Annotated in this window: 8 protein-coding genes; 5 read left to right on the top strand and 3 right to left on the bottom strand. The window is 42.5% G+C overall.

Features of this window, described 5'->3' with window-relative positions:
- Positions 1–50: 50 nt before the first annotated feature.
- The 3 genes from C2869_RS22315 to C2869_RS22305 all read left to right on the top strand — a co-directional run bounded on the left by C2869_RS22315 (position 51) and on the right by C2869_RS22305 (position 8787).
- The gene (locus tag C2869_RS22315) at positions 51–6251 is read left to right on the top strand and encodes a pectinesterase family protein (protein ID WP_108605272.1); all 6201 of its coding nucleotides are present in this window, start codon (positions 51–53) and stop codon (positions 6249–6251) included.
- 217 nt (positions 6252–6468) lie between these two features.
- On the top strand, positions 6469–7194 hold the full coding sequence (locus tag C2869_RS22310; protein ID WP_228710865.1) for a rhamnogalacturonan acetylesterase: 726 nt from the start codon (positions 6469–6471) through the stop codon (positions 7192–7194).
- Positions 7195–7314: 120 nt separating this feature from the next.
- Complete coding sequence (locus C2869_RS22305) at positions 7315–8787, top strand: mannitol dehydrogenase family protein (protein ID WP_108605270.1); 1473 nt, start codon at positions 7315–7317, stop codon at positions 8785–8787.
- Positions 8788–9037: 250 nt separating this feature from the next.
- Here the strand turns inward: C2869_RS22305 and ltrA are convergent, their stop codons facing one another.
- Complete coding sequence (gene ltrA / locus C2869_RS22300) at positions 9038–10273, bottom strand: group II intron reverse transcriptase/maturase (protein WP_108601131.1); 1236 nt, start codon at positions 10271–10273, stop codon at positions 9038–9040.
- 844 nt (positions 10274–11117) lie between these two features.
- On the opposite strand from ltrA, the gene C2869_RS22295 reads away from it, so the two are divergent.
- Together C2869_RS22295 and C2869_RS22290 are read left to right on the top strand one after the other, a co-directional pair.
- Positions 11118–12119, top strand: a complete 1002-nt coding sequence (locus tag C2869_RS22295) for a hypothetical protein (RefSeq protein ID WP_108605269.1) — start codon at positions 11118–11120, stop codon at positions 12117–12119.
- Positions 12120–12130: 11 nt separating this feature from the next.
- Complete coding sequence (locus C2869_RS22290; protein ID WP_108605268.1) at positions 12131–12655, top strand: hypothetical protein; 525 nt, start codon at positions 12131–12133, stop codon at positions 12653–12655.
- Between the two features lie 492 nt (positions 12656–13147).
- On the opposite strand, the gene C2869_RS22285 is transcribed toward C2869_RS22290, so the two are convergent.
- Together C2869_RS22285 and C2869_RS22280 are read right to left on the bottom strand one after the other, a co-directional pair.
- Positions 13148–14242 (bottom strand): transposase, encoded by a 1095-nt coding sequence (locus C2869_RS22285; protein WP_159084290.1) that lies wholly within the window; start codon positions 14240–14242, stop codon positions 13148–13150.
- 250 nt (positions 14243–14492) lie between these two features.
- Positions 14493–15755 (bottom strand): hypothetical protein, encoded by a 1263-nt coding sequence (locus C2869_RS22280; RefSeq protein ID WP_108601012.1) that lies wholly within the window; start codon positions 15753–15755, stop codon positions 14493–14495.
- Positions 15756–16018: the final 263 nt, after the last annotated feature.

Genomic DNA, 16018 nt, shown 5'->3' with positions numbered 1-16018 from the left:
TTTTAGCCATAAGTTTGCCACCGGTAAACTTATGCTGAAAGGGTAAGATTATGAAATATAAATTATCGATTTTAAGCAGTGTCATTGGCGCTGCATTAGTAACAGGTTGTGGCTTTGAGTCTGAACAAAATGTATCAGACATTGAAGTGACGAGCTTAAAAGGCACATTTTTAGATAACACAGTGGCAGGCATCAATTATCGTCGCACCAATATTAATGGTGAGGTAATTGAAGGCGTGACAGCGGATGATGGCACATACGATTATGTGCGTGGCGAAACGATTGAGTTTTACGTAGGTGAGGTTAGCTTGCCTATCGTGCCGGCTAAATCCATTATTACGCCGCTAAGCTTTTTTAAAACAGATAACCCACACGCGGAAAATGTCGCAAACGTCGCGCGTTTTTTACAGTCGCTCGACAGTGATGCTGATCCAAGTAATGGTATTAGTATTTACGCCAGCGCAGCGGCAGTGGCTAAAGTGAATAATGATAGCAATGGCCAACCATTAACGGCCGACGCGTTTTTTAGTCAATCAGCTGACAGTTTTGCTGCTGCAGTAGAAACTTGGCTAGCGCAAGCCACCGACAATACTCGCAGTAAGTTGGTGTCGTACGACGAAGCTATTGAGCACTTTGTTGGCGTGCTAGGTAGTGAACTAGGTGAATACAAACCTCAAGCGTTTGATCCGGCGTTATTAACGGGTGAAATTAGCAATGTATTTGCTGATAAAGGCATGGTAAATGTTCAAGTTTTCACCTTTACCCCAGATGAAGAAGGCGCCAGTGCAGGGCAATTTAGTTTAACGCAGGCCGACGACGCCGTCGTTTCTGGGCGTTATCAATTAAACAGCAGCCGCCAAGTATTAACATTGCAAGAGATTGCCGCGGATCAAGTGGTTAATAGTCACTATTTTGTGTCTTTAGCCAGCAATAGTGATCAAACGGAATACAGTTTGTGTTATGCCTCGCAAGATGATTTAGCAACGGGCACAGGCATTCAAACCTTGATCAGCCAGTGCGAAACTGAAAACGAGCAGCGCATTAACAAGTTTGTGCTAAACAGTGATGCCGTAGCAACAACTGTTGAAGCCATGACAGAGATCGCCTCTACTATTGGCTTACCTGAACCTGCGTTACTGGAAGAGTTTGAATTAAGTAGCGTTAATGAGTTTTTCTCGTCTAACTATAAACGTCTTGGCGAGTCGTTAAGCTCTGGCGCGTTGTATTTTAAAACCGGTGGCACCATTGAATTAGTTGACGGCCAATTAGTGTTGGCGGGCGATCGTTTTTCTATAGGTAATACCACGCCAGATGTGGCTACTACCTCGGCCGATACCAAAGGCACGGGTATTTATAACTTAAGCGAAGGCTTTACCATTAGCTTTGATGTAATTGATCACGGCGGTGCGGGTAGCTTAAATATCTATGCCGATAACAACACCACGAGTTCGGGTAATTCAATGCATGGCGGCGACTCTAAGTTTATTGGCTTGTCGATTAACGACGAGAACTTGCCAAAGGGGCAACGCTTTGAATATAGCCACCCAGGCTTTGCTGCCACAACCAACTCATTCTTGCAATTGCGTACCGACAGTAAGGGTAGTATCACTATTGACAACTTACGGATCGAAACGGTTGCTGGTGAAGTGGTTAAAGAAGCCTACGAGCCACAAACCTTTAGCTGTAGTAATGAGCCTAGCCTGTATTTTTGTGATGACTTTGCCAGCGGCTCGTTAGACAACTGGGACATTTTTGCTACAGACGGCAATACTAGTGGCCCAGAAGGTGTGTTTGATGTACTGGATGCGAACGGTAATCAAGTGATGCGTTACACGGCGGGCAGTTTAGGCGGTGTATTAACCACGGTGAAAGACAGTGCGTTAGCTAATGTACCAGATGGAGATTACTTTGTTGAAGCTAAGATCCGCCCTAGACAAAACGGCACCACGGCCAGTAAGCATTTGTACTTGCTTGGTCGTTATGTTGATGCTCAAAACTGGTACGCCGGTGGCTTAAATATGCAAAACAGCCCAGCGTCGACCCAAGCGGAAATCGCGACTAAAATCGCTGATTCTTTGTCACGTCCGGTGCAGAAAAAGCAAGCATTTGTGTTAGGTGAGCGAGATGCTACTGATGATGGTATTTGGTACACAGTGCGTTTATCCATGTCAGGTAGTGACTTAACTTTATATGTTAATGGTGAAGAAAAAGGCACGTATACCGACAGCAATTTCACCGCTAAAGGCTTAGCGGGTATATACACCTATAACCGCTCGTTTGAATTAGACGATTTTAAAATTGGCGCAGCGAGTGAAAAGCCCATTTCGATCGCCACTGATTTGAATGACAATGTGCTGAATGCCGGTGTTAATGGCGATAGCATTAGCTTTAACGTAAATGCGTTAATGGGTGATGGCTCAGCTGAAACCGTCACAGTGCATTCTGGCGACGGCGACATTGCCAAAGTGAGCATTGATGGCGCAGTGGTTACGGTTACGCCGTTAGAAGAAGGGCAAACCACTATTTACTTGGTGTCGTCTAGCGATCCGTCAATATATCATCCTGTTGATATTGTTGTGGCGCCGCAGTTTGTCGACTCAAGCACCGACTATGGGGATTTAAGCGGTAAATTAACGCCTGCCATCGACGAGAGCAGCGCGTACATTGATACCCTATTAACCCTAGAATTTGATAGCGCGCCAACCCTAGGTGAAAAAGGCTTAGTGCGTATTTTCAATGCCAGCACGAACGAGATGGTGGACGAACTTAATGTTGCCGGTGATGTTGACACTATTACCTCTGAGCGTGACGATAAGTTCCGTACATTGCAGTATCAGTCGGTTTATGTTGACGGCAATAAATTAGTGATCAAACCGCATCATGGTGTGCTTGAGTATCAAACAAACTACTATGTGGTGATCGGCAATGATGTGGTAGTCAATACCCAGCTTAACGGTATCGACTTTGATGGTTTAGGCAGTGCGAGCATGTGGTCGTTTACCACTAAGGCCATTGCACCAACTGGCACCAATATCATTGTAGACGATAACGGCACTGACGCTGATTTTAGAACCTTGCAAGGCGCGATGGCTTACGCCATGCAAGATAAAAACAGCGCGATGACCATTTGGTTACGCGACGGTATTTACACAGAACTTTTATACTTGCGTGATAAGCATAATTTAACCATTCAAGGTGAAAGTCGCGACAATACCATTGTCCAGTACGCTAACTACGAAGGGTTAAATGGCGGTTCGAGTGGTCGTCCTGTGTTCTTGGTAGAAGGATCAGATAATCTAGTACTCAACAACTTTACCCTGAAAAACAGCCATATGCGCACCGGCTCAGGTGATCAAGCTGAAACCATTTACTTTAATGGTCCGGGTCGTCGCTTAGTGGCAAATAACATGAACTTTATTAGTGAGCAAGATACCTTGCAGCTGAAAGGGTATGTGTGGATCTATAACAGTCTTGTATCAGGCAATGTCGACTTTATTTGGGGTTACCCAGAAGCCGCATTGTTTGAAAATAGCGAAATTCGCACCATTGGCCGCTCAGAAAAAGCACCAGACGATAGTGAAGGTGGTTATATTTTACAAGCGCGAGTACAAGAAGACTTTAAAGATAACGCCGGTTTTGTTTTCTTAAACAACGATTTTACTAGTGGTGTTGGGCCAAAAGGCAACGGTGTGCTTGATAACTCAACGTTTATTGCGCGCAGTAGTGGCAGTGACAGTTATTATGACAATGTACTACTGATCAATAATAAGTTAGGGTCGCACATTAATACCTCTGGTTGGGCGACGCAAAGCACTACTGGTGGTGAGCAACCGGATCCAAACCCAACTCAAGCGAGCGCGACAATGGGCTGGCGTGAATTTGCCAGTATGGATTTAACCGGCAGCGCGTTAGATTTAACAGGCCGTGATCCAGCCGCTAGCGTATTAACCACTGCACCTTATAGCTCGCGTGCTGAGGTTTTTGCTAAATTTGGCGACGCAGGTTGGGATCCGCAACCATTAGCTGCACCTGACTTTACGCAAATTCCTAGTGATACACCAACAGTAGCCGCACCTGCTGCAGGAGACGGTGGATTTGCTGGTGATAGTTTTACCTTAAACGGTGGTGAAGGTGGCACTGTGGTTACGGTGGCAACCGGTACGGCGTTAGTTGCTGCTATTGATAGTGCGAAAAAAGCCAACACGGCGTTGACCATTTATGTTGATGGCACTATCACAGCAGCCAATACAGGAAATACCACGCGTAACATCGCTATTAAAGACATTAACAATGTGTCGATAATCGGTGTTGCGAACCGCGGTAAATTATCCGGTATCGGTTTTCAAATTGAGCGTGCGCAAAACATTATTATTCGTAACCTAACTATTCACGAAGTACCCGCCAGTTTTGGTGATGCAATTGGTATAGAAGGGGATGATAATACGCCAACGCGTCATATTTGGATTGACCACAATGAATTGTATGGTTCATTAACCGTAGGTAAAGACGATTACGATGGATTAATCGACAGTAAAGCTGGCGCTAGTCATATTACTGTGTCGTATAACTACATTCATGATCATTGGAAAACTATGCTAAATGGTTCATCTGATGATGATGCGGGTGATCGTTTTATCACTTATCACCACAACTATTTTGCCAACATTAACTCGCGGGTACCTTTATTCCGTTACGGTTATGGCCATTTGTATAACAACTATTTTTATAATATTGCCGGCTCTGCGATCAACTCACGTATGGGTGCGCAATTATTAATTGAAAATAACCTGTTTGAAAATGTTAAAAACGCCATTGTCTCGCTTGCTTCGCGTGAAAAAGGCTACTGGTATGCGCGTGGCAATAGTTTTGTTAACGTATCGTATAGCTCGGATAGTAGCTTTGGCAGCACAGAAGATAGCTATAGCTTATCGGGGGATATTACCGGTACTTATGATGATGTTCCTTATGACTATAGCAGCCATTTATTAGACATAAATGATGTTAAAGCTCATGTGTTAACCCATGCGGGCGTAGGTAAAATTGATCAGTCGAATGATACTATTCCGGCACTGGATGGTTCTGGTCAGCCAGGGGGTAATGATGGTTCTGGTAATACAGGCGGAACCACAGGCGCAGTTGATTTGAGCCAAGGCTTAGTTGAAGACTTTGCCGCGGCTGATACAGCAACTTTCTTTTCTAACGCTTATAAAACGTCAGCAAAAGATACCAATACGGCTTTGTATCATTCTTACAATGATGGCGACAAAGTGGAAAATGGCCAATTGACCATGGCCAACGCTCGGTTAACGATTGGTAGTCTTGACGGATATTCAGCCGACACCAACCAAACCGATCAGCCTAATGGCTTGTTCGATTTCAGCCACGGTGCAACGATTAGCTTTAAGTTGGTTGCCGTGAGCAGTTATGACAATAGCAAAGGCACGGCTGATCAGAATAAAGAAAAGTCGTTGCAGATCTACATTGACAATAACACCACGGGCAGTGCTAACTCGTTGCATCAGGGCGCGTCACGGATCTTTAAGAAAAAGGTCAGTGAGTTAACGGATCCAAATGATAATCAGGTTGGTCAAACTATTACCATTAAAACTGATTTGGGTACGGCAACTTCATTTATTCAGATCCGTGCTGAAGATGGTGTTGAAGCTGTGATAGACGATTTAGTTATCACACCCACTGCGCCTCCTGTGACTAACAGTGTAAGTGAAGACTTTTCGGCAACTGACAGTGCGACTTTCTTTAGTTCAAGCTACGCCGCACAAGCTAACGACAGTTCACATGCCTTGTACGTGAAGACGGGTGGTTCAGTTGAGATCACCAATGGGCAGCTAGTATTAGGCGGTGATAAAGGCGGCCGATTTACCATAGGTGATACGCTGGGTATGGTTAACGGTAATTTAGAGGTCGTAGCGACAAACGGTAATACTAACCCGACTGGTGTTTTTGATTTTAGCCAAGGGGTGATTGTGACGTTTGATTTGATCGCCATTCAACAATTGGATGACGCTGATAAATCTTTAATTGTTTATCTTGATAACAATACGTCAAAAAGTGCGGAATCAATTCATGGTGGCGACTCGAAAAAGACCGTGGGTAAAGTGGCATTGTTGTCGCAAAACTTAGGTAAGCAGACGATAGAGTTTGATATTGGCACAGCCACTTCTTTCATTCAGCTGCGTACTGAAAGCAATGTGGTGGCAACCATAGATAATTTAGTGATTACCGCTAAGTAACTAAACTGAGTACCTTTTTTGTTTAATTCTTGGTTGCAAGTCGGTTTACCAGTAGAAAGTTGGGCTGAAGAATGAAGCCCAACAAAGCCACTTTAGCTTAAGTTAACTACCTTGGTGTACGACGAGCGACAAAAGATGATGAAAAAGGTACTCGCTAAAGATCAATGAGAACATAATGAAACGAATCTTTTTGCTGGTGATATTAGGCATTGGCCTAATGTCATTAACAAGCCAATCTTTGGCGTTGACCATCCACTTAGCGGGTGACTCAACCATGTCAATCAAAGATCCGAAAGACTATCCCGAGACAGGCTGGGGTGTGCCGTTCGCGACGTTTTTTGCTGATGACGTTAAGGTGATCAACTACGCGAAAAATGGGCGTAGCACTCGCACTTTTATTGAAGAAGGTCGCTGGCAAACATTAATGAATAATTTACAAGCCGGTGACTATGTGTTTATTCAGTTTGGCCATAATGATGAGTCAGTGAAAAAGAAAGACAGGTATACAACCCCAGAGCAATACAAGGCGAATTTGCAACGTTTTATCGCCGATGTACGCCAGAAACAAGCCTCACCTGTATTGTTGTCTTCTATTACACGGCGTTACTTTAAAAAAGGGGTTATCCAACCAACCCATCCGTATGTGCCTATTGTGCGCGACATAGCACAAGCCGATCCATCCTTGGCATTTATTGATATGGAGCAGGTGACGCGTGACTATTTTAATGCTTTAGGTGATGAATTATCTGCGATCCGCTTTATGCATATTAAAGCCAATTTGCATCCTAACTACCCTAATGGGGTACGGGACGATACCCATTTAAACCAGTTTGGTGCGCGTGAAGTCGCGCAATTAGTGCTATTGCAGCTAAAAAACAGCCAGCACCCATTGTCACAAAAATTACGAGTCGTTGACCCTAAACACTTAAAATTACATTACTAAGTTTGTTTGTAAATTTTTGATTTTGTATTTGAGTGATTTTGCCACCGGTGACATAATAGGCGGTAAACCGCTATTTGAGGCATAAGTGGTTGGACTGAGCCTGAATGAGAGAGTATTAGAATGAAACTAAATGAATTCAATATTAATAAATTAGCTAACGATGTTTCGTTAGCCGCTGATCTTGCCTTGCCCAAGTATGACAGGTCAGCCACAAAAATTGGCATAGTGCACCTAGGGTTGGGGGCTTTTCATCGCTCACACCAAGCGTACTATACTGAGCAGGCGATGAATCAGTTTGGTGGTGATTGGGGTATTTGCGGTGTGTCTATGCGCAGTACCCATCTTCGCGATACCATGGCTCCGCAAGACAACTTATATACGGTTGCTAAACTTGACAATCAAGACAGCTTTCAAGTGATTGGAGCCATAAAAGAAGTTCTGGTAGCGGCTGAACAATTAGACCAAGTGTTAGCGCGTTTGTCTGACGAAGCGACTAAATTAGTATCATTAACCGTAACCGAAAAAGGTTACTGTTTAGACGCCCATGGCAATTTAGATTTAAAAAATGCCAGTATTGAACAAGACTTAGCGAATACAGAAAACCCGCAATCGGCCATTGGCATTATTGCTTTAGGCTTGCATTTGCGTTTTCAAGCTGGAATAAAACCATTTAATGTAATTGCCTGTGATAACTTGCCAGCGAACGGCCAAAAGTTAAAAAATGCGGTTGTGCAATACTGCCGATTTTTATCAACCGAGTTAAGCGAGTGGGTTGAACAAACGGTTTGTTTCCCTAATACCATGGTTGATAGCATTACACCAAAAACCGAACCTGAAACGTTAGATTTGGTGACCGAAAAAACTGGATTAGTAGACAATGCCCCTGTACAAAGAGAAGCCTTTACTCAATGGGTAATTGAAGACTGCTTAACTGGCGAGCAACCCAATTGGCGTGATGTTGGCGTAATATTTAGTAACGACGTAGCCGGTTATGAGCATACCAAACTACGTATATTAAACGGTTTACACTCTACTTTGGCCTATTTTGGTCGAGTAGCAGGCTTTACTACGGTTTACCAAGCAGTGTCGGACCCGACAATTAAAGCCTTCTTATTACGTTTGGTTGATGAAGAAATAATCCCTAGCATTGAAGCGCCAGCCGGTCTTGATTTACACGCTTATTCGCGCGCGATCATTCAGCGCTTTGAAAACAGTAAAATTCAACATCAGTTAGAACAAATTGCATGCGATGGTTCGATTAAAATTCCGGTGCGCTCGTTAGAGCCCGTTGCTGAAAACTTAGCCAAAGGTAAACCGGTTAAATTATTGGCTATGGTTGTTGCTTCTTGGTTGCGTTTTATTGAGTTAAAAGTGCTTAACAGCGAAGAGCTTAGTGATCCGCTTGCCGAAAAATTAGCCGATGTGGTCAGTCAGTTTGAGCAAGATGCGATAAAAGACGTACAAAAATTTGTCTCGCTAAGCGGCTTATTTAATAGCCAACTCATCAATAGTGCTGATTTTAAACAAGCCTTTATTTGCGCTTATCAAAAGCTGTTAGACGCGCAAGACTACCCGCAAGGCGCCCTTATTTAACCGTTAGTTTTACGGTATCCATTTCGCGTAGTTAATTTTACAAGCCTTTGTTTTATTAACTACGCTCGCTACTGCTGCGTTTACATGCCTGTCTCTTGTACACAAGTTTTATCAGTATTGTTTCATATCTTTGCAGAAGGTAATGAATCTACCGGTTTTTGGTCGAGTAGGCCGAGGGAGCTTCCCCCTCAGCCTCTCACAGATCCGTACGTGAACCTCTCAATTCATACGGCTCCTCTCGTTTCACCATTTACGGCCTGCAACCAAATTGCCAATGAGAAAATAGATACGGTTGTGTATTACACACCCTTTGCATCCATTTTCTTGCTCTTTGGTAACTGAATTTCAGCCGTTTGTATTTCTTCTTCGCCCATTTCAACAATTTAAGGTTTATCCAAGACATAAGTGGCCTTAATGCTGTTTTCCAAAACCGACTGAAGTAATTTATCCACCCGCTTATCATCGGATTAAGCTTATACGCCAACTCTTGTATCGTTAACCCCGTTTGCTTATGTAGCTTGAGCGCTTTAACTTTCTCTCTAATTTTCTGTTTCGCTTTAGGGCTAATAGCAGGTGTAAAGCCAACAAACATGCGACCCCACCGATTCCTTACTAACCTTGGCCTGAAACAGTAACTAAGAAAATCAAAGCTAATGACTTCATGTGCTTCTTGTCTACCTTCATCAAAGCAGTAAACCAGTTTAGTTTTCTCTGGATGACATTCTAGACAACAATCTAACATGCGTTGCTCAATAGCTTGCTTTAACGCCTTTGCTTCTTGCTCACTACGACAGTGAACCACTGCATCATCCGCATAGCGTGCAAATTGAACATGTGGATGTTCTCTTCGCAACCATTTGTCGAATGCGTAGTGTAAAAACAAATTGGCTAGCAATGGGCTTATCACGCCTCCTTGTGGTGTTCCTTTCGTTCGCTCTATTATCTGACCATCCGAGGTTTCCATTGGCGCTTTAAGCCAACGTTCGATATAGAGTAATACCCATGGGTTATTGGTATGTTTGCGTAACGCTTTGCCCAATAACACCCAGTCCAAGTTATCAAAGAAGCCTTTGATATCTAAATCAATCACCCAGTCGTATCGCCAACACCGCTGGCGCGTTATCGCTAATGCATCATGTGCACTGCGATTAGGTCTGTAACCATAAGAATCATTATCGAATACCGATTCTAATTCAGGCTCCAACTCCATCTTGACGACCATCTGTGCAACTCGGTCTGATACCGTGGGTATGCCTAGTACTCGAACGCCCTTATCCTTAGGGATTTCGACACGCTTCACCGTCGGTGGAAAATAGCTGCCCGATGACATTCGATTCCATATCTTGTACAGGTTCTTCTTCAAGTCCTGTTCAAAATCACTCATCGATTGCTCATCAATTCCTGCCGCTCCACCGTTGGCTCTTACACGTAACCAGGCTTCATAAACTGTCCATTTCGAAATACTAAATGGTTTTGCTGAATTCAATCATTCCTCCTGCTGCAGCAGTTGATGAAAGTTTCATTTAAAACGAGGCAATCCCTTCGCTAGATAACCATTACAGCTATCATCATCACTACTACGAATTGCTCCGCCCCAGTGCTTTGCATTCAGACTTGGCTCTCATGGGGTTTCCATTCGAGGATATCTGTTAACATCAAAACGACTGGTTCTTACGTTCCATATAAAACCCCGAGTTAAATTCACGTCAGCTCTTTGCCGGCTCCCGCTTAGTTGGTAATCAGGTTGCCTCTAAGCTCTTCCCAAACTCCACCCAGTAGCTTGGTTTCGGGATGCAACGGTTAAATATTTCGACACCTACGCTGTTCGTCTCTTTAACTCACACCTGACAAATCATTGTGTTTGCCTTTCCCTTATCGCTCACGACAGTGACTCTTAACCAATGCCGCATAAGGTGGTTTCCACCTGCACCTGAATGCCGATGGGATGGGCCAAACCATCATGTTTTATATAGTTGCGTTACCTTCCAGCCTTCCTTGTACTGTTGGTAACTCGTAACACACTGGGTGAGCATTTATGCTTGCAAACCATTCTGTCCAAAAGAGCAATGTTACAGAATTTTATTCCTGATATAGGGGCTTAGGTCTCGTCTGGATGTAAAACGGAACTGTGCTGAATATATGGCTGAATTCAAGAAACTTATAAAGTGGGTGTCTGGTTAATCTTTTATTTGATGATGACAAATATCTATTTAGTGAATAATATTTAGGCTAAAGATAGCGATCTACGATTAAAAAAATAGGATTACGATGCATCTGCAAACTATTGCACTGCGTTTGGCAATGCGTTGGGGAACTCTATCGTAGGCGAAATGTCGAAGGCGCCGACAAAAGAAACGGCAAATTCGGCTAAGAATTCACAAGCTGCGAAATCAGAACAAAAGTCCGCTAATCCTAGTTCCTTGAATGGCAAACCTTTATACGACAAAGATTTGATGGATGAGGTTGACACCTGGCTATTAGATAATGGTGTCTCTGCCGCAGAATTGAAAGATAGCAATGGGCGTGTTGCTCGCTACCATACATTCGCTAATGCAACCGCAAGTACTGGACTAGGAAATCTTGCTGGTGGTATGACTACAAGTGAGAAAGAACTTAGTTCTTTATACTCTTCAGTTGGTATTGATACAGCTGAAGAAAGAAGTTTTTGGGATACTATCCCACACGAAGACCCTTTAGAAGCTGTTGAACTAGAAATTAGCATAGGGATTAGCTTTGAGCTTCCTAAAATCTTTGGTAAAGAAATCGGTAGGTTTGATTTTGGATATGCGGCGTCAATTGCGTTTGACAACAGAGGAGAAGTATCATTTGCTCCTTCCGCTTTAGAATTCGGTACTGGGATGAGTAAGCCTGATTGGTCTGTTGACACGGCATTTAGTGTTTTGGAAGCTCCTGGGTTATCTGCAGAAGGTATTGCTTACGGTGAAGTTATAACTGGTGGGCCAAGTTTTGATTTATGGGAGCTAGGTCGTATTAAGATAGGGGAGAAGAAACCATCTGTTTACTTGACATTAGATTATGAGTTAGGTGCCGCGCTTACTGATGACGGAGCTAGACCTGTAAGAGGTTTTGAATTTGGTGGCGAAATTTCTCAAGGTGGTGGAAGAATAGATCTCCTAAATATCACCTATCAAAATAGTCAAAACCTTTATGGGGATAATACCCCTATAACTTCAAATTGGGGAATGCCGGGGCAAGTTTTATGGGCTTGGTATAGTGGTGTAGCGAAATCTGCAAACAAAGTTCTATATTCTGGAATGGATAATGCTCCTCAATATTTAACTGATTTGAATAAGCGGCTGAATGCTAAATAATTTATTATAAAATGACGATATTTGAATTTTCTCCTTTAGTTGAAAAGCTTTATGTATATCTGCTGCTATTAGTTTTAATAGGGGTTATATGCGCAAACCTGTGGATTATTATTGACAAATTACGTGGAAAATACCGAAAATTTGCAGCATTACCACTAATAGCTTTTATTGTATTGGCATTTGGTATACATGGTAAAATTTCTAGAATTGAAGCGCTACAAGAGAAGGTAGAGCAAGGGAGCTTATTAGAAGTTCATAGTCGGCTGGTTTCTATTAATTCAGAGCGTGTTAAAGGGTTGTTCCGCGACCCTCATAACTTAACTCCATTGTTTTTGGAAACTATACATTTTGATAACAAGACCCTTCTAAGGCCGAGTCCAAAGATCTACGCTGGAAACTATGGATGTTTAAAAGGGATATTGAAAAGCAAGTTAGAGCAACATGTAGGTAAGCAAGTGAAGATTCGGTATCTTGAAAATGATTTTGCGCGGCTCAAAATACCGTCGTTATGTATTGTATCTGTTGAAGTTCTATAGGTAATCAAATGCATATCAGCGTCAGCTGATATGCATTTAATCTGATTCGATAACCTAACTAATTCATCCTTCAAAACCATTCAATATCAACATAACTGACTTATGGTTAGTTATGTTGATTTAGTGCCACACCCTATGGACACGCATCCGCGTGTCTCAAAATAGCCTTAAACCCACGTTGTTAAAGGGCTGTGGGGTATGTGTCTTGTCTAAATTACGACACATAACAAAACCCTTAAAAAAAATTAACAACATAAAAAAAAATTAACAAGACACCCATAATAAAAATTAAACCAACGACCTGTATTGGATAGCTAACACATCGCCATTCAGCCAGCTTGCTTCATTTTTGTTTGATAATGGTTTTGAATAATCGCCCTAGTTTAGGGTTAGTTGTGGAATTTGCTTAAACCTGCACAAGTAAAAGTGCCACGAATAAACGCGTGATGGAATGGTGGGATTAGTTTTACGCTTCTTGGTATTCGGCGTTGTTTAAGGTGAGGTCAATGCCGCGGGAATGGCGTAATAGCGCTTGGCTTTACTCACACCTCGCTGGCGTTTTTTATGTAATGAACGTCCAAAACTGTGTAAGCGCGATTCAGCACCAATGGCTTGGCTAAAGTCTTGTTCTATTTGGTTGGAAAAGGCGAGCCAATTGTCTTCTGTGATATTGAGCGTGGTTAATATACTGGGATGTTCTGATGCTACTTTGCCGCGTTTATTGGGGTGTATTTGCCGACTCGTCCAATCAACCAATGCTAAGTAATTAATCAGTTCATGTTGAATGGCTTGTTTGTCGTTATCGATATGATTGTGACCGGCAAAGCGCTGCAAGGGGGCTAATGGGACTGATGCTAGCCTATCCTCTGGTAAAGTTTGAACTTTGTCGTTTTGCTGATTGTCGTTTAGGTCATTTTCGCTTGCTGTTGTTGGGTTGGTTTGTGGTTCAGGTTGTAAGCCCATGCGTTCTTGAATAGAAGTGTAATCAGAGGTTTCCAACGAATTGGTGATATTAGCGCGAATGGGGTTTAAATCCACGTAAGCCATACACGCCAGTAATGCTGTTTCATCTAACAAGGCTTGTGATTTAAACCGCCCTTCCCAAAATCGGCCTGTGCAGTTGTCTTCTTCATTGGCTAACCTTGCAACATATTCATTTAAAAAGCGCATAAACCAACTGATATCCATTAATCGTTGGCGATATTCTGTCACACATTGTTGAATAATCAGGTTATCAGACTGGCTAATGATAGTGCCTGATAGCCAGCGCTCTACAAAGGGTTTGGGTTTACACAGTAATGTCCATTGTTTTAATACGGTTTGGTCATCCCATGCTAAGGCTTTATCCCGGTTAACATGCAGTACTACATGGTAGTGGTTACTCATAACGGCATAGGCGGCAATATCAATGGCAAAGATATTGGCAAGTTGTTTGATGCGCTTGACTATCCAACCTTTACGATGGTCAAAGTTTTTAGTGGTGAATTTGTCATTACCACATAAAAACGCGCGGCGCACACAGCGTGATATGCAGTGGTAATATTGGGTTTCCTCTAAACAAATTTGCGAGCGTCGTGCGGTTGCCATTCTCTACCTGCTAAATCAACCAAATAACTGATGTTATATACAGTTAAATTTAATTGATTTTTGGGGTTTGTCAATAAGGGGACTTTATTTACAGCAATTATTGGTGAAGCTGTATATGCAAGCACTGATGGCCTTTTTACTGTTATTTTGCCAAGTTAAGCCATCTTAGATTGGTGGGACCCATTTAATCTCTATGCTTCGCGCAGGGGTGAACCTATGCTTCAGCATCCTTTATTCACAATTTCTCTACTTAAGGTCGATAATAAGCTTCCTCTGTAATTTCATGGTCTGTGAGTAGATGAGTCATTAAATCTGCCCATGAATCAAACAAAACATACCGGATTGTGACTCTGAAGTTTTCCCATAAAAAACGCTTTGAACCGTACTCTTGCCGACACTGTTGGTACGCTCCATCTGTCAATTCAAAGATTTGATGGTAGAAAAAGGCAAGCAAGGTCAGTAGGTACATGTTGTAACTTAAATTCTCGTGGCCATGACCGTAGTTATGTTCAACTTCATACCCTTGGTTTTTAAGGCTGTTGAAGCATTCGTTTTCTATTTTCCATCGACAGCGCCCTGCTTTCGCCAACGCAATCACATTGTCTTTATTTATCTCAATGTCACTGACCCAGCTACCAAGATATGTCTGTTTACCCTTTTTGATTTGCCGATATTCTAGATAATTGACATGGATACTCTTTTCGCCACCATGAAGTGGCACATCATTTTGCCAACTAAATTGGTGAGTCACGTCTTTTTCATCTGTGTATGACTGACTAGATAGTGACTCATAAGCCGCTAACCAGTCATACAGGTACTTATGGTCATCTTTCTTTGCCATAAATAGAAAGCTAAACCCTTCTGCCAATGTCGATTCGATTAAGGGTTGTTTCGACATTAAACCGTCACCGCAAATAATAAAGGATTGACGAGGGTGAGCTTTTTTCAGCCTTTTTACAAAGCGCTTAGCCGCATTCATTTCACAGTCTTGTTTTTTCGCACCGTCTGTATTTTTTATGGCTTCAGGCATAACCGGAATAACCTGTCGCTGACTTGGATGCATAATGGCACCTTGTAATACCGCATGGTTATAGGTGATTTCGCCATTACGATGTTGCTTCGTTAGGCAGCCGTCACAGTGGACACTTTTGGAGCTGTGGTATTGAGTTCCATCAATGGCACAAAGGAGTTTACCAGGTAGCACTTCAAAGCTTTGTAAGTGATGATGACGTCTAAGTCGTTCAAAGTAATCTTTAAAAACCGGTGCAAAGCATTCACTGTCTATGGTATCCAGAATGTCTTTCATCTGGTTGTCTTTGGGCGTCTCTTTGATACGAAATAGGGTATTTAAATTACTTCGTTGATACTTTCTCTCTAGTCTTTTTTGGAATTGAACCAGCGAAGGGTCTTGAAAATACATACAAGCAAACGCACTCATGACTGTATCGTGAAGGGTGTACGTGCACTTGCCTTGTTGACGAGGATCATCAAAACTTTCAATATGCGATGACATGGCTTTTCGCAACGCATCGAAACTAAGGTGCTTTTTACTTTTCGTTAAAGAATTCAAAATTATGCAAGCCAATTAATTATGGTATTAGCATGCAACACTTAAATCATTTTGTCTGTGATCTTTTTCCACACTTGTTGTGATCGATTGACCTATCTCGACAAATTTAGCGCGAAAACTTTATTTTTTAGTCCCTTGTAAACCTTGAATTCCTTGGCGTTGTGTATTTACCAATAATTGCTGCTTTATTTAAATAATGGGTGTCT

The sequence above is a fragment of the Saccharobesus litoralis genome (assembly GCF_003063625.1).
Classification (GTDB): domain Bacteria; phylum Pseudomonadota; class Gammaproteobacteria; order Enterobacterales; family Alteromonadaceae; genus Saccharobesus; species Saccharobesus litoralis.
Note: the sequence above shows the minus strand (reverse complement) of the source record. Positions and strands in the feature narration are given on the sequence as shown.

Bases quoted from the DNA above. Each gene is read 5' to 3' on its own strand.
- C2869_RS22290 (WP_108605268.1), top strand. From the start codon at position 12,131: ATGACGATATTTGAATTTTCTCCTTTAGTTGAAAAGCTTTATGTATAT.
- C2869_RS22295 (WP_108605269.1), top strand. From the start codon at position 11,118: ATGTCGAAGGCGCCGACAAAAGAAACGGCAAATTCGGCTAAGAATTCA.
- C2869_RS22285 (WP_159084290.1), bottom strand. From the start codon at position 14,242: ATGGCAACCGCACGACGCTCGCAAATTTGTTTAGAGGAAACCCAATAT.
- C2869_RS22315 (WP_108605272.1), top strand. From the start codon at position 51: ATGAAATATAAATTATCGATTTTAAGCAGTGTCATTGGCGCTGCATTA.
- C2869_RS22305 (WP_108605270.1), top strand. From the start codon at position 7,315: ATGAAACTAAATGAATTCAATATTAATAAATTAGCTAACGATGTTTCG.
- C2869_RS22280 (WP_108601012.1), bottom strand. From the start codon at position 15,755: ATGTCATCGCATATTGAAAGTTTTGATGATCCTCGTCAACAAGGCAAG.
- C2869_RS22310 (WP_228710865.1), top strand. From the start codon at position 6,469: ATGTCATTAACAAGCCAATCTTTGGCGTTGACCATCCACTTAGCGGGT.